This is a genomic window from Micromonospora sp. NPDC005172, assembly GCF_040608555.1.
Lineage (GTDB): Bacteria > Actinomycetota > Actinomycetes > Mycobacteriales > Micromonosporaceae > Micromonospora.
In genome coordinates, this window is sequence record NZ_JBEXIL010000016.1 from 118,548 (window position 1) to 136,646 (window position 18,099).

An 18,099-nucleotide genomic window follows, 5' to 3' on the forward strand; every position below is an offset into this window, starting at 1 on the left:
AAACCCTGTTGACTGCATGAGGGGCAAGGGCCGCTGATCCCAGCACTACGTGCGGAGAGTGTCGACGAGCTTTTGAACCTGGACGCGGATGTCGTCGCGTACCTGACGGACGACGTCGAGGGGTTGACCCGCTGGGTCGGTGAGTTTCCAGTCTTCGTAGCGTTTGCCGGGGAAGACGGGGCAGGCGTCGCCGCAGCCCATGGTGATGATGACGTCGCTGGCTTCGGCCGTGTCCCAGGTGAGCTTGGCGGGCGATTGGCTGGTGATGTCGATGCCGACCTCCCGCATGGCTTCGACGGCGACCGGGTTGATGTGGTCGGCGGGCTCGCTGCCGGCGGAGCGGACCTCAACGGTGTTGCTGGCGAGGTGGCGTAGCCAGCCGGCGGCCATCTGGGAGCGGCCGGCGTTGTGGACGCAGACGAAGAGGACGGTGGGCTTGCTGCTCATCGAGCTTCGGTCTCCTGGGTGAGGCGGGGCACGACGAAGGCGTTGGCGGTGTCGGCGGCGTGGGGGTACCAGGCGGCGATGGCGGCGACGGCGACCAGGCCGCCGACGAGCTGGGCGGCGATGAAACCGGGTACCGAGGTGGGGGCGATACCGGCGAAGGTGTCGGTGAAGGCCCGGCCGATGGTGACGGCGGGGTTCGCGAACGACGTCGACGAGGTGAACCAGTAGGCCGCGCCGATGTAGGCGCCCACGGCGGCCGGGGCTGCTGTGGCGCGGCCGGAGCGGGCGAGGGCGAAGACCAGGAGGACCAGGCCTGCGGTGGCGACGACCTCGGCCAGCCACAGGTTCCCGCCGCTCCGCTCGGTGCGGGACCAGGCCACGGCCGGCACGTCGAACATCAGGTCAGCCAGCACCGTGCCGGCGATGGCTCCGCCGGTCTGCGCGGCGGTGTAGGCGGCGAGGTCCCGGGTGGTGAGGCCGAGGCCGGCGCGGCGGCCGAGCCACCAGTCGACGACGGAGACGATCGGGTTGAAGTGCGCGCCGGAGACCGGGCCAAAGGTCAGGATCAGCGCGCCCAGGGCCAGGGCGGTGGCGATCGCGTTTTCCAGGAGTTGGAGACCGACGTCAGTGGGGGAGAGCCGGGCGGCGGCGATCCCGGAGCCGACGACGGCGGCGACCAGCAGGGCGGTGCCGGCGCACTCCGCCGACGCCCGCCGGGGCAGGGTGCGGCTCACGCGGCGGCGGCCGGGGCGGCGGAGATGTCCAGTAGCGCGCCGAGCTTGCGGAATGCCTCCGGCTTGACCCGGTACCAGACCCAGGTGCCGCGCCGCTCCGAGTCGACCAAGCCGGCTTCGCGCAACAGCTTGAGGTGGTGGGAGATGGTCGGCCCGGACAGGTCGAACGCCGGAGTCAGATCACAGACGCAGATCTCGGGGACCGACGCGATCATCGACATCAGCCGCAGCCGGACCGGGTCACCCAGGGCCTTGAACAGCGGCGCGACCAGCGCCGCCTGATCGGCGTCCATGGGGCGGGCCGCTATCGGGGAGCAGCAGGCGACCGCGTTGAGGTCCACCACCGGCAGCTCTTGTTTCGACATTTCTCTAGCTTGACAGACTTCGAAACAGGGGGCAACGTAGGTCTTGCTTCGATAAACATCTAGGCAAGGAGATGGCCATGTCCCGCGTTCAGCTCGCCCTGCGCGTGTCCGACCTCGAAGGCTCGGTGGCCTTCTACTCGAAGCTGTTCGGCGTCGAGCCGGCCAAGCGTCGCCCCGGCTACGCGAACTTCGCCGTCGAGAACCCGCCGCTCAAGCTCGTCCTGTTGGAGGGCGAGGCCGACCAGCCCACCGTGATGGACCACCTGGGCGTCGAGGTGTCCACCACCGACGAGGTCAACGCCGCTACCAAGCGCCTCACCGACTCCGGCCTGATCACGTTGGAGGAGAACGACACCGAGTGCTGCTACGCGCTCCAGGACAAGGTGTGGGTGCGCGGTCCCGGCAACGAGCCATGGGAGGTCTACACCGTCAAGGCCGACTCGCCGCAGTTGGAGAGGGCCACCGCGAGCGCCTGCTGCACTTCGGCCGCCGAGAAGGAGCCGGCCACCAGCGGGGCCGCAGCAAGCTGCTGCTGATCGTTGCGCCCTCGTGCGCCCGTCCTCGATCCAGGAGGCGGGCGCGCAGTGCTGGGGCACGACGGGGGCACAAGACAGCGTGAAACGTCGTCAACCAGCGCGACACGACGAGGACCCGGAGCTGCCCCCAACAGCGTGCGGGCAGCGTTGCCGGAGGTCACAAAGATGCCGCACCAAGTTCCGCTTCAACGTCTGACACCGCGTAGAAGAAGCGCTTGTCAGTCAGAGCATTGCAGCAAGCATGGTGCCGATCAGACCCGCAGCCCAAACGCCAAACCAGGACCACAAGGCAGCGCGGCCATAGGGAAGGGCGCGGATGGCGGTGTAGAAGCGACGGTGCCGTTGTCGCGGACCTCGATCCGGTAGCCCGGTTGCGCCGTGTCGCCAGCAAGCTCCCATTGAGGAGCCGAGACCGAGCCGTCTTCAGCCGTGAACTTCCCCCAGCACCACCGGGTCTCGTGGCGGTCGTCGGAGACGCGCACACAGCTCGGGTGGTCCGGTCACGGGCTGGAAATTCTCCATGTGCCAGTTGGCGCGCAAGGAGGAGCGGCTCTAGTGGGAGACAGTGAGCGCCGTGAAAGGGGACCAGCCGGACGCGTTGGTCTTGACGATTTGCACTGTCTCGGTCAGACGCGGTGGAAGATCGCGTTGAGCCTGCTGGAACTGCTCCGTGCCAAGATGCGCCGCGTTGGCCGCCTCGTCTTTCCAGAACTCCACGAGAATGTATTCGGTGGGATCATCGAGGCCGCGCGACCAGTCGAAGGATACGCAGCCCGGCTCTTTTCGGGTGTCGAGGGTGTACTCACGAATGATTTCTGGCCATCGGTCTGCGTCTTCCGGGCGCACTCGAAACCGTGCAGTTACGATGATCATGGTTAGCCCCTCGTCCCAAAGTCTCCGGGTCGGTGTCGGTGGTCTCGGCGATACGTCGATCCTAGGATCTTCGGTGTCCCAAAACTCGAACAAGCAGTTTTCTGACCCGTTTGCTCGACGTCTGCCGTCGGGCGGTGGAGGTCGGCGGGGCGGCATCGCCGGCCGGGCGCCCGAGCCTCGCGCTCCGGCTGGCGACCTCGCGTCCACGACGGGAGATCGGAGGTGTAGGGGGTTCAGATCCCCTCGCGTCTCGGGTTGCCGCCCTTCGCGAGATCGTGCCGCATCCAGGCCGTCCAACGAGAGCCAACGGCGGCCATCGCCGACCATCCATGCCAGGTGTGGCAGCAGCTCGAACCCGCAGTCATCCGGTTTGATCGACCATCCCCCTGGCTGGACCAATACAACGCCAAGCGAGGACCTCGGGCTGCGGCGGCGTTGACAGTCGAATTCGCCTGATGGCAGCCCCTGCGGACAACCGCACTCCACGAGGGACGATCCGTGGGCGCGACCGTCGATGAGCGATCCGAATCGCCGCAGGTCGGCCGGCTTGAGGGCGAAGTGACCCTTTTAACACGTCTTCTGGTGAACTCGGCAGTGCTCCTCCACGTCGGTGGCGACGTCGACTACTTTTCGGAGGACCACTTGCGCAATCAGCCCCATCCCGAACCGCCGCTGTGGCTCCAGGCAGCCGAGACGGCCGGGGCGTCGGTACTCCGCGAGATGAATGCGCCCTGGTTGCCGGCGCTGGCGGGCATCTGGGCGGCGAGCGTCACGCTGTTCGCCTACGCGCCGGTCGCCACGGCCATCAGTCGCCGACTCCGCGGCGAGCGGCGGGCGAATGTCGTCGAGGAACTGTTCACGCGGACCATGCGCGGGGTCTACCCAGGTGCGAAGCGGGACGAGCAGCGGCACCATCCGTCGAGGTCGAAGAGCCAGGACCGCTCCTACGAGGCGACCTTTCAACGACGGGACCCGCTCCACTCGACGGCTGTCTACACCGTCGTCGTACGCGATCTGCTGCGCATCCAGGAACTGTTCTACCGAAGACTGAACCACCCTGAACGGATAATGTACTGCCGTGACGCGAACGAGCGTATCGCTGCACAGTTGGCGCCCGACGGTCGAAGCCCGCAGACCTATGAGGAACTGGATTTCCACCATCAGGCCATCGTCGAACGTCAGATAACTGTCGACAGGCAGTTCTTCAGGTTGTACGAGACGTTCAGCGATCAGCAGGTTGCCGGCGCGCCCATCAGTGAGCTGACGCCGATCAGCGCCCCGGCGCTGCCCCCCGTCGTCGTGGACGCGCTGGGTCTGGTCGAGGCCACCAGAGCACCGTTTCCCACCTTGGCGCCGTACCACCTGACCGCCCACGCGATGGCCGTCGGCTGACGGGTCCCCGTGTACGAAACGGCTGGACTGCTCCGCGCGGTCGGCGCGGAGCAGTCCAGCCGGATACCGCGTCCGGCGTGCCAGCTCGGCGAGGGGTGTGGTCACAAGGCGGTCGGGGAAGGATGACGGTCATGGTGGAGGCCTTCGTCGCGGAGCCGCCGTGCGCGGCGTGTGGGCGACCGGCGACCCACGTCGAACTCGTCGCACCGGATGCCCAGCCGGTCGGTTGGCAGGGCTGGTCACCGGCGCAGCGCGACGCCCACACCGCCGCGCGAGAGCGCCACAGCGGCCAGCGATGGTGGCTGCTGTATTCCGGGATTGCGGCGGGTAACGGGCTCGGCCGACCGGCGGACCCGGCAGAGGCACAGCGCATCGTCGACGCGTTCACCCAGCCGTACCGGTACGCCGCCGTCACGACTGCCGGCTTCTACGACGACGCCGGCTTCTGTGCGCGGTGCGACGCCCCGTACTGCTTCCACCACTGGAACGTGTCCAGCACCGGCTACGGACGGTGCCCCCGGGGGCACGGCAAGAGCCTCGACCCCCACTGGTCGCCCGACGACTAGTGCGGCACGATGACCGGTTCGGATGTGCGCTCCGCTGGGGCCGGCACCGGATTCGGCGATCCAGCGATTCGACGAAGCACGGCTGTAGCCCGCGCGGCTTGCGGCCCGGTGCATGTGGTCGCACCGTGACGGTGTGTGCACCGGTGTGGTACTGATCGGGTCGCTGGTGTGCTGTCTCGCTCGGAGGGTGTGGGCTGATGGATCCGGATGTGACTTCCCTGGCTGGTGCCGTGGTGCCATACGTGGCCGCGGCGGCCGGAGCGTACGGGGCGGGCGTGGTGGCGCGGGTGCAGGAGGTGGCGGCGGACGCGACGGTCGGCCTCGGCGGGCGGCTGTTGCGTCGGTTGCTGGGGCGGGAGGAGTCAGCGCCGCTGGTGGAGGCGGCGGTGCTCGATGTGGCTGAGGACCCGGCTGACGAGGACCGTTTGGCGGCGTTGCGTTTGCAGATCCGTAAGGCGGTGGCCGCCGACGCGCGGTTGGTCGCCGATCTGTCGGAGATGCTGGCGTCGGCGGGGGTGACGATCACCGCATCGGGCGAGCGGTCGGTCGCCAGCCAGACGATCAGCGGGGTGGTGATCACCGGGGATGGTGGCCAGGTGACTCGATGAGCGACCGGGATGCCGCCGACCGTGGCGCGGAGTCCGCCGGGGTAAGCGCCGAGGGCGGCAGGTCGGTCGCGGCGGGTGAGATCAGCGGGCTCGCCATCACGGGGAACGACGCGAAGGTCGATGCGCGGCGGATCGAACTGCATCGGGCGTCGACGGCACCCGATACGGGGGCTCGATTGCACAACCTTCCCAAGCCGGCGACGCGGTTGTTCGTGGGCCGTCAGGAGGAGTTCGCGGCGCTGGAGGCGGTGATGTCCGCTGGTAGCGGGGTGATCTGTCAGGCGGTGCACGGCCTGGGTGGGGTCGGCAAGACCGAGTTGGCGTTGCAGTACGCCCACCGCTGTCGCGACCGGTATCCGGTGCGGTGGTGGCTGACCGCCGACAGTCCGGCGGCGATCGAGAACGGCCTGGTGGCGTTGACGGCCCGGATGAACCCGGACCTGGTGTTGACCGCGACGGCAGCGGAGGCCGCGAGTTGGGCGGTCGGTTGGTTGCAGAACCAGTCGGGCTGGCTGCTCGTGCTGGACAACGTGGAGCAGCGCTCAGACGTCGAGCCGCTGTTGGCGCAGCTGGACACCGGGCACCTGTTGATCACGACCCGGCGTGACGTGAACTGGGAGACGCTTGTCGACGGTTGTCTGCGTCTTGACATGCTGGATCGTGAGTCCGCGGTGCGGCTGCTGCTGGAGCGAGGGGAACAGCAGGACCTGTTGGCGGCGGCGGTGTTGGCCGACGAGTTGGGGTATCTGCCGTTGGCGTTGCAGCAGGCGGCCGGCTACCTGAGGCAGACCCGCCTGCCGGTGTCGGTCTACCTGGATCGGCTGCGGGCGCAACCTGCCGAGGTGTTGAACACGATCGCGGAGGGCGACCAGGCAGAGCGTGCGGTGGCCCAGGTGTGGCTCCTCACCCTCGACCGGCTGCGCGAAGTCCGGCCGGCGGCGATCGACCTGCTGCGGATCTTGTCGTGCTACGCGCCCGACGACGTGCCGCGATCGATCCTGGACGGGTACGCCGACCAGGCTGGGGCTGTTGACCAGGCGTTGTCGGCATTGGCGTCGTACAACCTGGTCACGCTCACTCAGACGACAGTCAGCACGCACCGACTCCTCCAGACGGTGGTCCGCGGTCAAGCGCAGACACAGGCCGAGGCTGGCCACCACGACGGGCACAGCGACCTCTCCGAATCGTTGTGGCAACGAGTCGTTGACCGCGCGATGGCCCTGCTCGACCAAGCCGCGCCGTCGGGCAACCCATCAGAAGACGTAGATACCTGGCCGCAGTGGCGGGCACTCGCCCCACACATCGAGATGCTCTTTCAACACACGCCAGAGCACGCCGTAGACCTGACTTTCGCCTACCTGTTGGGCCAGTTGGGGTTCTATCACTACACGCAGGCCAGGTACAGCCAGGCATTGCAGGCCGAGAGGCGTGTGTTGGAGATGTCCGAGGCGGCGTTGCCGGCGGGGCATCCTGACATCGCGCTGCGGTTGGACAATCTGGCGGGCACGTTGGGTGCTCTGGGGCGGTCGGACGAGGCGTTGCCGTTGCAGCGGCGGGCGTTGGAGATCAGTGAGGCGGCGTTGCCGGCGGGGCATCCTGACATCGCGCTGCGGTTGGACAATCTGGCGGGCACGTTGGGTGCTCTGGGGCGGTCGGACGAGGCGTTGCCGTTGCGGCGGCGGGCGTTGGAGATCAGTGAGGCCGCGAGGCCGGCGGGGCATCCTGACATCGCGCTGCGGTTGGACAATCTCGCGTCCACGTTGAGTGCTCTGGGGCGGTCGGACGAGGCGTTGCCGTTGCAGCGGCGGGCGTTGGAGATCAGTGAGGCGGCGTTGCCCGCAGGACACCCCACCATCGCGCTGCGGTTCAACAATCTCGCCTTCACGATGAGGGTTCTGGGGCAGGCTGAAGAAGCGCTGCCGTTGCAGCGGCGGGCGTTGGAGATCAGTGAGGCGGCGTTGCCGGCGGGGCATCCTGACATCGCGCTGCGGTTGGACAATCTCGCGTCCACGCTGGGTGCTCTGGGGCGGTCGGACGAGGCGTTGCCGTTGCGGCGGCGGGCGTTGGAGATCAGTGAGGCGGCGTTGCCGGCGGGGCATCCTGACATCGCAATCCGGCTGGACAACCTGGCGTACTCATTGGGGGATTTGGGGCGGGAGCAGGAGGGGTTGCCGTTGCAGCGGCGGGCGTTGGAGATCAGTGAGGCGGCGTTGCCGGCGGGGCATCCTGACATCGCGCTGCGGTTGGACAATCTCGCGTCCACGTTGGGTGCTCTGGGGCGGGAGCAGGAGGGGTTGCCGTTGCAGCGGCGGGCGTTGGAGATCAGTGAGGCGGCGTTGCCGGCGGGGCATCCTGACATCGCAATCCGGTTGAACAACCTGGCGTACTCATTGGTGAAGTTGGGGCGGGAGCAGGAGGGGTTGCCGTTGCAGCGGCGGGCGTTGGAGATCAGTGAGGCGGCGTTGCCGGCGGGGCATCCTGACATCGCAATCCGGCTGGACAACCTGGCGTACTCATTGGTGAAGTTGGGGCGGGAGCAGGAGGGGTTGCCGTTGCAGCGGCGGGCGTTGGAGATCAGTGAGGCGGCGTTGCCCGCGGGGCATCCTGACATCGCAACTCGCCTGAACAACCTGGCATACACGTTGAGGGAGCTGGGGCAGACCGAGGAGGCGCTGTCGCTGCAGCAGCGGGCTTCGGAGATACGAATGGAGATTCAGCGTAGGCGGTCGGGTACGAATGACGCAGGCTGAATGCTGTCCTGCCGTGAGGTCCACTCCATCGCTGATCTCGTCCGAGCGCTGCGACTGCCCGACGCCATCACGCTCCGCCCGGCGAGGTGAGTCGAGACACCGGCTGGGAGTTGACGCGGCCTGAGCACGGCCCGGAGGGATGTAATCCCGGTACTCAGACGATGCCTCGTCTGATCGGCGGATACCCCGCCTCGGCCTCGCAGGCGTCCATGACTCGCACTCCGGGCCGTGCCGGACGAGGATATGCGGGCGAGGCGGCGCGTGGGGCACGGCGTTCCGGTCTCGGCACGCTCGGCGCGATTCTCGGCCGGGGCGGGTCACTCGACGAACGTGCCATCCGGATGCATGATCTGGTCTCGCACCAGCGGTGCGAGCGCGGACCAGGCCCCATCGTCCACGGCGACCGACATGCGGATACGCCCATCGCCGTCGTCAAGGGCGTAGCTGACCACGCTGTACCGCTTCCCGTCCTCGCCGACGACCTGCCGGATGTCCTTGTCATCGAGCATCGCGCGCCACCCGTCATAGCCGATGCGCTGCCACTCGACCAGACGTACGTCGGCAAGCACTGCTGCGATTCGCCCGTCCAGACTCACGCGCCCAGCCTCTCACCCGGACGAGGGTGCCAGCGATCCCACGCTGGGCGTGCACCACGGCAGCGGCCGACGACCACCGTTTTCAGTGCACGGCAAAGCCTCGTCGCGCGGTGCGGTGTGCGGGATCGCGCCGGGCGCTGACCGCCGCTAGTGTTCGCGCGGTGAACCTCGTGATCGATGAGAGCAGCCGCCAGGTACGCGAGTTCGTGTGCCAGTGCTGTGACACGGACGCGGACCGGACGTGGGCCAACATCTACGAGGGCGACACCGCTTTCGCCGTCTACTTCGCGAGCTGCTACCACCACAACGGGGTCCACGAGGCGTGGATCGATGCCATCCTGGGGACGTGGGGGAATGATCGCTTCGACGACCACATCACGTTCGGCTGCCGGGTCGGCCCGGTGGTCGGCTCCCCGGCCCCTGCTGCGACGCTCGTCAACGGTGGCGAGGTTGCCGGTGACAGTCCGATCTTCGGACGCAAGCTCACCCGGGAAGAGGGGCTCAGTCACCCGAGGATCGCCGAGTTCTGGCAGGTCGTGGACGTGATCCTGGAACGGGACGACCTGGTGCGCCGCCACGTGTACGGGCCGGTCACGCCCGACGGTGCGCGGCCCGGGCGGTAGCGCCCGGCATCGTCGGTCAGGGGTTCGCCGTCACCGACGGGTCGAACCCCGTCGGGGTACGGGGGCCGGCGAGCTGTGTGACCATCGTGTCCGCGTCGTCGAACGATTCGACCGTGTGGAAGCCCTCGCTGGCGTACAGCTTCGCGGCGACGTTCGCCCGCTCCACGCTCAACGACACCGCCCGCAGGCCCCGATCGTGTGCGACGGACAGAACGGCGCGCAGGAGCGCCCGGCCCACACCGCGATTGCGCCAGTGTTCCACCACACCGAGGGTCAGCTCTGGTATGTCGTCACTCACGTACCCGTAGCCCGGATCGGCGGCGGTCAGGTGTCGACACCAGGACGCGCCGACCGGCCGGTCGGCCGGGTCCACCGCGATCACCCGAAATCCCCCGGCCGCATCCAACCGTCGACGTAGTGGGCCAGCTCGGGGTTGGCCAGGATCTCCTCGCGCGGCCAGTTGCGCTCGGGCAGCCAGTTGACGGCCTGCACGAGCATGTCGACAAGGAAACCGTTGTCGGCCGACGTGGCGGTACGGATGCTGAACGTCGTCACCGCCGAAGCCTCGCACAACGGCGCCCTGTCCCGGGACAGGGCGGCGTCGACGGCGGGGCTACCGTGACGGCATGATCGTGCGTACGCGCTGGATGATGCCCCACCCACCCGAGTTGTTGTGGCCGGCGCTGTGCGACTCACGCCTGGAGTTGCAGCCCAGGTGTCCGGTCTTCTATCTGGGTACGCCTCGACCGACGACGTGCCGCCTGCCCGAGGGCCCCGGTGAGGTGGGCGTCGCCCGGCAGTGCGTGTCGGAGCAGGGTGTGGTGCGGCAACGCATCACGACGTGGGAGCCGCCGGTCCGGTTGGCGTTCCACATGGAGTCGACCGACCTGGGCTTCCACCGCTTCGTCGACCAGCTCGGGGACGTGTTCGAGTTGACCAGGACGGAACGCGGCACGCAGGTGACCCGGACGACGACGGTCACGGTTCGTGGGTTCGGTCGGGCGGCCCTCTATCCGGCCCTGTGGGTCGGGTTGAAGTCGGTCCACCGCTTCGTGTTTCGCAACTGGCAGCAGATGCGGTTGTCGCCGGCGACGGTGTGACGGGTCAGGGCGAGGCGCGGCCGGGTCGGTAACGACGCGCTTCAGGCGCGGAACGCTCGGATGGCCAGCGCGGCGAATCGTCGGGAGGCGGCGACCCGGGCGTCCGTCGAGGTCGCGTGCAGGCCACCGTTGGCCATCAGGATGAGGATGAGGTCGTCCAGGACGAAGTCGGGTCGCAGGTGGCCGGTGTCCCTGGCCCGGAGTGTCAGGTCGGCGAGTGAGGCGAGGGCCGTTCGGCGTTTCGCGGCGAGATCCACGGCGTGCGGGAAGGCCGTGGTGAACGCCGTGGTGTAGCCCCGGTCGCGGGCGTGCAGCTCGCAGAGCTGTTCGATCACCTGGCACAGGCCACGCCACGGGTCGGGGTCGGCGAGTCCTTCGTCGACGATGACCTGGCAGGCGTCCATCTGTTCGGCGAATGCCTCGGTGGCCAGTGCCTCCTTGGTGGGGAAGCGCCGGTAGAGGGTGGCGGGGCCCACCCCGGCCCTGCGGGCTATCTCGCGCATCGGCACGTCCATGCCGTCGGTGGCGAACATCGTCCGGGCGACGTCGAGGATCCGTTGGCGGTTGTCCCGCGCGTCCGACCGTAGGTTTCGAGTCAACTGCTCGGTCACGCTCTCATTTTAGCTAAACGGACGCCGGCGTCCACTACCGTTTGCGCTGACCACAGGGCGGTCCGGCTCGAGAAGAGGCACATGTGAAGGCAGTCATGATCCGGGAGTTCGGCGATCCTCGCGGCTTGGCGGTGACCGACATCCCTGACCCGGTTCCGGCTCGGGGGCAGGTGATGATCACCGTCGAGGCGGTCGGTGTCGCGGGCGCCGACGTCATGATCCGAAGCGGCGCCCTCGCCGCCTACGGCTTCCGGGAGGGTCACATCCTCGGCGGCGAGGTGGCGGGGACGGTGGCCGCGGTGGGCGAGGGCGTCGACGCGGCGTGGATCGGGCAGCGCGTCTGGGCGTTCACCGGCACCGGCGGTGGGTACGCCGAGCGCGCGGTCGCCCCGATCCCGGAGGTGCTGCCCCTCCCCGCTGGCCTCTCCGTCGTCGATGCCGTAACGCTCGGCAGCTCCGGGGTCGTGGCCCACTTCGGTCTCGCCCACGCGCATCTCTCCGACGGAGAGACCGTCCTGGTACGCGGTGCGGCCGGCAGCATCGGGATCATGGCGGTGCAACTCGCGAGCCGCCGGGACGCCAGCGCTGTCGCGGTCACCACCTCGTCGCCCGAGCGTGGTCGCCGGCTGCGTGGCCTTGGTGCAACCCACGTGCTCGACCGCACCGGAGCAGGAGGGTCGGACGCTCCCCGCGGCTATGACGTGATCATCGACGTTGTCGCGGGTGACAGCATGCCCTCGTTCTTCGACAGGCTCAATCCCAACGGCCGTCTCGTGCTCGTCGGCGCGGTCGGGGGCCAGCCGCCAGCAGACTTCGGCGCGACGCTGATGGCCGCCTTCCAGAAGTCGATGTCGTTCGCCACGTTCAGCGCCGCGACGGTGCCGGAACCCGCCCGCCAGGCCGTGCGGCGTGACCAGTTCGCCGCGGCGGCCCGTGGCGAACTGGTCTCCGTCGTGCACGAGGTGCTGCCCCTGGAACAGGCGGTGGCCGCCCACCAGAAGATGGCCGCCGGCCAGGTCTTCGGGCGGATCGTCCTCACTCCGTAGCGGGGACGGGCGGCGACCACCCGCGCAGGGCCGCGGCGCACGGGTCTCAGGCGAGCAGGGTGCCGCCGTCCACGGTGACTACCGTGCCGGTGGCGTACGTCGACCGCAGGAGGTAGACGAACGCTTCGGCGACGTCCTCGGGCTCGCCCACCCGGCCGAGCGGCAGTGACGCGCTGAGCTGGGCGTACATCTGCTCTCGGGTGTCGTCGGGCAGTGCGTCCCACAGCGGTGAGCGGATGACGCCGGCGGAGACGGCGTTGACCCGGATCGGTGCCAGTTCGACGGCGAGCGAGCGGACCAGCGCGTCGATCGCTCCGGTGATGCTGGCGGCCACCGACCATCCCGCGTTCGGCCTGTGATTGGCGGTGCCGGTGGTGAGGGTGATCGACCCGCCGGGCCGCAGGTGCGGGAGCGCCGCGTGGACCGCCGCCAGCGACCCGAAGTAGCGCAGGTTGAAGGCGGCACGGGCGGCGGCGAGGTCGAGGGCGTCGACGGACATCAGCGCGAGCGGTTCGCCGGCGGTGTAGACGAGGTGGTCGAACGGGCCGAGCCCCTGGAACAGCCGCGTCACGTCGTCCGGGTTGGCGAGGTCGGCGACGTACCCCTGGGTGCCGGCCGGCAGGGCGGCGAGGGCGCGGTCCACGCTGCGCCGGTTGCGGGAGGCGACCACGACCTGGGCACCCTCCTGGGCGGCCCGGGCAGCGGTCGCGAGCCCGATTCCCGAGGTTCCGCCGAGGACGACGACGCGCTGGTCGGTGAGGGTCATGATGGTCCTTCCGGATCGTGTTCGGCTGACGCACACCACGGTGCGTCGGCACTGTTGCTCTCGTCCAAGACCTCTTTGACCTGCTGTGATACCCGACGGGTATCGTGGAGGTCGGGTACGTGCGCGGCGGACGGAAGGGTCGGATGGACATCGATCTGCGCAAGCTCCGCTACTTCGTGGCCGTTGCCGAGGAACTGCATTTCGGCCGGGCCGCCGCGCGGCTGCACATCGCCCAGCCGGTCCTGTCGCGGCAGATCCGGGCGTTCGAGCACGAACTCCGCGCCGAGCTCTTCGTCCGGGACCGCCGCTCCACCGTGCTGACCGAGGCCGGTCGTCAACTGTTGGCCGACGCCGGTCCGCTTCTGGCCTCGGCCGAGGCCCTGCGTCGGCGCGTGCAGCGGGCGGCGCACGGCCGGCAGACGTTCACCATCGCGTTCATGCCGGGCATCATCGTCACCGCCGAGGCCCGCGCCATCGCTCAGCGGCACCCCGAGCTGGCCGTCGGTGTCGTCCGCACATCGTGGGACGACCAGGCCGCGGTCGTCCGCGAGGGGCGCGCCGACGTCGGCTACGTGCGGCTTCCGGTCGACCAGCGGGGCCTGCGCCTACGCCCGCTGTTCACCGAGCCCCGTGTCGTCGTCCTGCCCGGCGAACATCGTCTGGCGGGCAAAGAGTCGGTCGACCTCGCCGAGCTGGCCGAGGAGCGCCTTCTTCAGGACCCGGACGCGGTGCCGGAGTGGCGGGACCTGCCGAACCGTCCGACGGACCCGGAGCCCCGCCCCCGGCCGGTGCTGACCTCCGTCGAGGAGAAGTTGGAGCACGTCGCCGCGTATGCCGGGGTGGTGATCCTGCCGCTGTCCACCGCGAGGTTCTACACCAGGCCGGACGTCGTCCACGTGCCCGTCGGCGACCTCGGTCACAACCAGGTGTGCCTGGCCTGGGCCGAGAACAACCGGTCACCGCTGGTGCGCGAGTTCGTCGACATCGCGGCGCAGCAGGCCGGCGACGTGGGCGCTCCCATGCCGGGCAGTGCCGGATCGGGCCCGCCCAGCTGAGGCCGCGCCCCGCGAGGAGGCGCGTGAACTTGGGTGCCACCATGACGCGGTCATTGCGGCCGCACCTAGAGCAGGGGGAACCAGCATGGCGATCCGGCGGATGGACAACGTCCTCATCGTTGTCGAGGACCTTGACGCGGTCATCGCGTTCTTCGTCGAGCTCGGCATGGAGTTGGAGGGCAGGGGACCGGTCGAGGGCCGGTGGGTGGAGCGCGTCATCGGCGTCGAGGACGTGCGGCAGGAGGTCGCCATGCTGCGGACCCCGGACGGCCAGGGCAAGGTCGAGCTGGCGATGTTCCATGCGCCCACGGCTGTTCGCCACGAGCCGGAGGACGCCCCGGCGAACACCCTCGGCATTCGTCGGGTCATGTTCGCCGTCGACGACGTCGAGGACACGATCGCCCGGCTGCGCCGCCACGGGGCGGAGCTGGTCGGCGAGGTGCAGCGATTCGAGGACATCTTCCTGCTCTGCTACGTCCGCGGCCCCGAGGGCATCATCGTCGGGCTCGCCGAGGAGTTGCGCTGAGTGCTGGCGTGCGGGCCGCCGCTGTCGGTCGGGAGCCAGCAACGTCGGGGATGTTGTGGAAGCCGGCACCGCCCGAAGCCGGCACCGCCCGAAGCCGGCGCAATGTCGGTGAGGGCCTGCTCCGCCTCGCGGCAGAGCAGGCCCTCATGTCGTCCGTCCGGCCAGGGTCAGGCCGTCGCCACCCCGAAGAGGTGGATGACGCCGCCCTCGGCGGTGGTGGGCAGCGTCAGGCTCGCGAGCTGCTTGCCCGGCTGCAGGTCGATCGGGGTCGTGGCGAAGACGTACGTCGCCACCGGGTCGACCCCCGTGCCCAACACGTCGCGGTACGTGGTGTGCACCGCCGTCACGTTGCCGAACGACGGCTGATCGCCCCCGCCGCCCAGCGTCCAGTCGCTGAAGCCGATCGTCGCCTGCTGCGTGGTGCCGTCGGTGTACGTCAGCGTCACCGTGCCGGTCGTGGGACCGAACGCGGCGCTGCCCAGCAGGCTCAGCGTGGTGTCACCCTCGGCCGCCTGGACGCTGAGCACCTGACCGCCGCCGCCGACCAGGATGTTGTCCGCGTCGCCGGGGGCCACGTTCGGCCAGGTGAAGTCGAACCCGTTGGCCGACACGGTGGACCCCGGCTTCACCCCGGCGGCCTCGAGCGCCTTGGCGGAGTAGCTCCAGCCTCCGGTGTCGAAGTTGGCCTGCGGATTGGTGTCGTCGGCCGAGATGCCGTTGTTGTTGAGGTTCCACAGCACGCTGTCCCGGACGGCCACCGTCACGGGGATCGTCACGCTGGGCAAGGGCGTACCGGAGGTGGTGGCGGCGGTCACCGTCACGGCGTAGGCGCCAGGCTTGAGGTCGGCCGACGCGGAGACGGTCAGCTCCTTGCTGCCCGACCCGTCGCCGGTCAGCGTGAACTGACCCTGTGCGGGCGTGACGGTCAGTCCGGCGGGCGCGCTGACCTTCCAGCGCGCGGCGGCGGGCGTCTCGGTCAGCGCCTGGATCTTGTAGGTCGCCGCCGAGGTGCTGCCCGGCTCCACCTTCAGGGTCTGCGGGCTCGCGCCGGTCAGGTACGGCCGGCGACCGTCGCCGTAGGAGGGCGGGGCGTCGGCGGGTGAGCTGCCCCACGACGTGTTCGGCTTGCCGCCCAGCACGAAGCTGACGGTGCCGCCCTTGTTGACGAGGGTGTCGGGGACCCAGCTCCGGTTCGACGTCTTACCGTTGACCTTGACCGACTGGATGTACCTGTTCTGGGCCGAGGCGTTCGGAGCGTCGATCGTGATCTTCCGGCCGTGGCCGGCGTCGATCACCGCGCGCCGGAAGAGCGGTGCGGTGAGCACCAGGTCGGCCCGGCTCGGGTTCTGCGGGTACATGCCCAGTGCGGAGAAGACGTACCACGACGACATGGTGCCGGCGTCGTCGTTGCCCGGGATGCCGCCGGGGGTGTTGCCCCAGAGTTGGTCCATCACCGCGCGGACCGTCTCCTGGGTCTTGTAGGGCGCGCCGAAGTAGTTGTAGAGGTACGGCGCGTTCATGTCCGGCTCGTTGGTGGGGTCGTACCGGGTGAGGTCGCGGGCGGAGAAGTCGTAGGTGCCGGCCGGGGTGCGGAAGAAGGCGTCGAGGCGCTGCTCGGCGGCCTTGTTGCCGCCCATGGCGCGGGCCAGGCCGGCGACGTCGGAATAGACCATCCAGGTGTAGCGGGCGCTGCTGCCCTCGACGAACCCGTTCTCGGTCGCCGGGTGGAAGGTGCGCTCCGCCCAGGTGCCGTCCGCCTTGCGGGAGCGCGGGTAGCCGCCCTGCGCGGTGGCGGTCAGGTCGAAGACGTTGCTCCAGGTGCCGGACCGCTTGCGGAAGGCCCGTTGGTTCGCCTGGTCGCCGACCTGTCCGGCGAGTTCGGCGAGCGCGGAGTCGGCGACGGCGTCCTCCATCGTCTCGGCCGCGCCGCCCCAGCAGGAGCAGCCGTCGGCCGGGACGTAACCCAGCTCCAGGTACTTGTCGAGGGCGGGACGCTGACCGACGCACGCCACGTTGCAACCGGCGCTGTCGGAGTCGTTGGCGTTCGGCACCGTCGCCGCGGTGATCAGCGAACGAAGTGCACCCTTGACGTCGAAGCTCCGCCCGCCGAAGGCGTAGATGCCGGCGACCGCCGGGGCGGACGGGTCGCCGGACATGACGCTCGTCTTGCCGTGCTGGAGCAGCCAGCGGTCCCACTCCCCGCCACGCTGGGTGGCGTAGTTGAACAACGACTGCGCATAGTCGCTGCCCGCCTTCGGGTTGACCAGCGTCATCAGCTGCACCTGGGCGCGGTACTGGTCCCAGCCGGAGAAGGTGCCGTACTGCGCGTCCTGGCCCTTGGCCAGCCGGTGCGGCTTGCCGTCGGCGCCGACGTAACGGCCGTCCACATCGCTCGTGAGGGTGGGTTCGAGCATGGAGTGGTACAGCGCCGTGTAGAAGGTGCTGAGCTGGTCGTCGGTGCCTCCACCGACCTTGATCGTGCTCAGCTCACGCCGCCAGGCCGCCGTGGCCTCGGATCGAACGGCGTCGAAGCTCTTCTTCTGCGGGTTCTCCGCCCGTAGGTTGGCTTCGGCGTTCTCCAGGCTGAGGTAGGAGATGGCGACCTTCACGCCGACGGTCGTGGTGCCCTTGGCGAAGGTGACGTAGGCGCCCGATCCCTTGCCGGGCGCGGGGCTGCCCCCGCCGAGGCCGGTGCCCCCGGAGGCCGTCGTGGCGTCCGGCGTGAGGTTGCCGTCCTGCCACGTGCCGACCCGGGCGAACGGCTGGTCGAAGTGGGCCGTGAAGTGCAGCGTGTACAGCGCCTTGCGGTTGTTGTCGCTCTGCGGGCCGCAGAAGTTGCCGGCGGTGACCGAACCGGTGATGGTCCGGGCCGCGGAGTCCACCCGTACGGTGGCGTCGGCGCTGCCGGTCTCCGAGTTGGAGGTGCGGAACAGCATGCTGGCGGGCTGGTCGTCCGGGAAGCCGAACCGGCCCGAGCCCGTGCGGGGGGTGGTGGTCAACTCGGCCGACGCGCCACTGTCGAGGCCCACCCGGTAGTACCCGGCCCGCGCGGTCTCGTTCGTGTGGGAGAAGCTGCTCGCGTACGTCGCGTCGGAGGTGTCGACGGATGGCGAGGAGTTGACGTCCCCCACGTACGGCATGATCGGGATGTCGCCGGAGCCTCCGTTGCAGCCGACCCCGTTGAGGTGGGTGAGGCTGAAGCCGCGGATGCGGTTCGCGCCGTACTCGTAGCCACCGGGCGCGGGTGTGGAGACCTGCTTACCGGTGCTGGTCTGCGGGCTCCAGGCCAGCATGCCGAACGGGCGGACCGCTCCGGGGTAGGTGTTGCCGAGGTTCGTGGACCCGATCAGCGGGTTGACGTACGCGGCGGGGTCGGTGACCAGGTGCGGAGCGGGTGCGGCCGAGGCGGGGGTGCCCGCGGAGACCGCCGTCAGCGCCGCCACGGCCACGGCGGTGGCGGCGGCGAGGGTTCGGCGTCTGGCGGTGTACGCCATGCGCGCCGTCG

General features: G+C 69.4%; 20 protein-coding genes. 10 read left to right on the plus strand and 10 right to left on the minus strand.

Annotated features, from left to right (window positions below; all coding sequences use genetic code 11):
* Positions 1-45: 45 nt before the first annotated feature.
* Genes ABZV06_RS14115 through ABZV06_RS14125 form a run of 3 tightly spaced genes read right to left on the minus strand, consistent with a single transcriptional unit; the run spans position 46 to position 1,546 of the window.
* Entirely contained in the window at positions 46-447 is a 402-nt protein-coding gene (locus ABZV06_RS14115; protein WP_355621408.1) for an arsenate reductase ArsC, read from the minus strand.
* A complete protein-coding gene (locus ABZV06_RS14120; RefSeq protein WP_355621411.1) occupies positions 444-1,181 on the minus strand; it encodes an MIP/aquaporin family protein in 738 nt (245 codons plus the stop codon). The genes ABZV06_RS14115 and ABZV06_RS14120 overlap by 4 nt, the downstream gene beginning before the upstream one ends.
* Positions 1,178-1,546, minus strand: coding sequence for a metalloregulator ArsR/SmtB family transcription factor (locus ABZV06_RS14125; RefSeq protein ID WP_355621414.1), 369 nt, complete (start codon positions 1,544-1,546; stop codon positions 1,178-1,180). Before ABZV06_RS14125 ends, ABZV06_RS14120 begins: the two co-directional genes overlap by 4 nt.
* A 77-nt stretch (positions 1,547-1,623) precedes the next feature.
* Here ABZV06_RS14125 and ABZV06_RS14130 point away from each other — a divergent pair, with 77 nt between their 5' ends.
* Positions 1,624-2,082, plus strand: a complete 459-nt coding sequence (locus tag ABZV06_RS14130) for an ArsI/CadI family heavy metal resistance metalloenzyme (protein WP_355621417.1) — start codon at positions 1,624-1,626, stop codon at positions 2,080-2,082.
* Between the two features lie 552 nt (positions 2,083-2,634).
* Here ABZV06_RS14130 and ABZV06_RS14135 read toward each other — a convergent pair.
* A complete protein-coding gene (locus ABZV06_RS14135) occupies positions 2,635-2,955 on the minus strand; it encodes a putative quinol monooxygenase (RefSeq protein ID WP_355233428.1) in 321 nt (106 codons plus the stop codon).
* A gap of 498 nt (positions 2,956-3,453) precedes the next feature.
* Here ABZV06_RS14135 and ABZV06_RS14140 point away from each other — a divergent pair, with 498 nt between their 5' ends.
* The 4 genes from ABZV06_RS14140 to ABZV06_RS14155 all read left to right on the plus strand — a co-directional run bounded on the left by ABZV06_RS14140 (position 3,454) and on the right by ABZV06_RS14155 (position 8,271).
* Positions 3,454-4,347, plus strand: a complete 894-nt coding sequence (locus ABZV06_RS14140) for a hypothetical protein (protein ID WP_355621420.1) — start codon at positions 3,454-3,456, stop codon at positions 4,345-4,347.
* A 131-nt stretch (positions 4,348-4,478) separates the two neighbouring features.
* Complete coding sequence (locus tag ABZV06_RS14145; RefSeq protein ID WP_355621423.1) at positions 4,479-4,913, plus strand: hypothetical protein; 435 nt, start codon at positions 4,479-4,481, stop codon at positions 4,911-4,913.
* Positions 4,914-5,110: 197 nt separating this feature from the next.
* A complete protein-coding gene (locus tag ABZV06_RS14150; RefSeq protein ID WP_355233434.1) occupies positions 5,111-5,521 on the plus strand; it encodes a hypothetical protein in 411 nt (136 codons plus the stop codon).
* The gene (locus ABZV06_RS14155) at positions 5,518-8,271 is read left to right on the plus strand and encodes a tetratricopeptide repeat protein (protein WP_355621426.1); all 2,754 of its coding nucleotides are present in this window, start codon (positions 5,518-5,520) and stop codon (positions 8,269-8,271) included. The genes ABZV06_RS14150 and ABZV06_RS14155 overlap by 4 nt, the downstream gene beginning before the upstream one ends.
* Positions 8,272-8,588: 317 nt before the next feature.
* On the opposite strand, the gene ABZV06_RS14160 is transcribed toward ABZV06_RS14155, so the two are convergent.
* Complete coding sequence (locus tag ABZV06_RS14160; RefSeq protein WP_355621429.1) at positions 8,589-8,867, minus strand: hypothetical protein; 279 nt, start codon at positions 8,865-8,867, stop codon at positions 8,589-8,591.
* Positions 8,868-9,028: 161 nt separating this feature from the next.
* Between ABZV06_RS14160 and ABZV06_RS14165 the strand changes: the two genes are divergently transcribed.
* Entirely contained in the window at positions 9,029-9,490 is a 462-nt protein-coding gene (locus ABZV06_RS14165) for a hypothetical protein (protein WP_355621432.1), read from the plus strand.
* Positions 9,491-9,506: 16 nt separating this feature from the next.
* On the opposite strand, the gene ABZV06_RS14170 is transcribed toward ABZV06_RS14165, so the two are convergent.
* Both ABZV06_RS14170 and ABZV06_RS14175 read right to left on the minus strand, forming a co-directional pair.
* The gene (locus tag ABZV06_RS14170) at positions 9,507-9,872 is read right to left on the minus strand and encodes a GNAT family N-acetyltransferase (protein ID WP_355621435.1); all 366 of its coding nucleotides are present in this window, start codon (positions 9,870-9,872) and stop codon (positions 9,507-9,509) included.
* Positions 9,869-10,045 carry a hypothetical protein gene (locus ABZV06_RS14175; protein WP_355621437.1) on the minus strand — a complete coding sequence of 59 codons (177 nt, stop codon included), beginning with the start codon at positions 10,043-10,045 and terminating at the stop codon, positions 9,869-9,871. Before ABZV06_RS14175 ends, ABZV06_RS14170 begins: the two co-directional genes overlap by 4 nt.
* A 71-nt stretch (positions 10,046-10,116) precedes the next feature.
* On the opposite strand from ABZV06_RS14175, the gene ABZV06_RS14180 reads away from it, so the two are divergent.
* The gene (locus ABZV06_RS14180) at positions 10,117-10,590 is read left to right on the plus strand and encodes a hypothetical protein (RefSeq protein ID WP_355621440.1); all 474 of its coding nucleotides are present in this window, start codon (positions 10,117-10,119) and stop codon (positions 10,588-10,590) included.
* Positions 10,591-10,631: 41 nt separating this feature from the next.
* Here the strand turns inward: ABZV06_RS14180 and ABZV06_RS14185 are convergent, their stop codons facing one another.
* Positions 10,632-11,201, minus strand: a complete 570-nt coding sequence (locus ABZV06_RS14185; protein ID WP_355233444.1) for a helix-turn-helix domain-containing protein — start codon at positions 11,199-11,201, stop codon at positions 10,632-10,634.
* Between the two features lie 83 nt (positions 11,202-11,284).
* Here ABZV06_RS14185 and ABZV06_RS14190 point away from each other — a divergent pair, with 83 nt between their 5' ends.
* On the plus strand, positions 11,285-12,247 hold the full coding sequence (locus tag ABZV06_RS14190) for a zinc-dependent alcohol dehydrogenase family protein (RefSeq protein ID WP_355233446.1): 963 nt from the start codon (positions 11,285-11,287) through the stop codon (positions 12,245-12,247).
* Between the two features lie 46 nt (positions 12,248-12,293).
* Here ABZV06_RS14190 and ABZV06_RS14195 read toward each other — a convergent pair whose 3' ends face one another.
* Positions 12,294-13,013 (minus strand): SDR family oxidoreductase, encoded by a 720-nt coding sequence (locus tag ABZV06_RS14195; RefSeq protein ID WP_355621443.1) that lies wholly within the window; start codon positions 13,011-13,013, stop codon positions 12,294-12,296.
* Between the two features lie 143 nt (positions 13,014-13,156).
* Here ABZV06_RS14195 and ABZV06_RS14200 point away from each other — a divergent pair, with 143 nt between their 5' ends.
* Positions 13,157-14,068 (plus strand): LysR substrate-binding domain-containing protein, encoded by a 912-nt coding sequence (locus ABZV06_RS14200; RefSeq protein ID WP_355621446.1) that lies wholly within the window; start codon positions 13,157-13,159, stop codon positions 14,066-14,068.
* A gap of 85 nt (positions 14,069-14,153) precedes the next feature.
* Entirely contained in the window at positions 14,154-14,594 is a 441-nt protein-coding gene (locus tag ABZV06_RS14205; protein WP_355621449.1) for a VOC family protein, read from the plus strand.
* 167 nt (positions 14,595-14,761) lie between these two features.
* Here ABZV06_RS14205 and ABZV06_RS14210 read toward each other — a convergent pair whose 3' ends face one another.
* Positions 14,762-18,088: a GH92 family glycosyl hydrolase gene (locus ABZV06_RS14210; RefSeq protein ID WP_355621452.1), complete on the minus strand. Its 3,327-nt coding sequence runs from the start codon at positions 18,086-18,088 to the stop codon at positions 14,762-14,764.
* Positions 18,089-18,099: the final 11 nt, after the last annotated feature.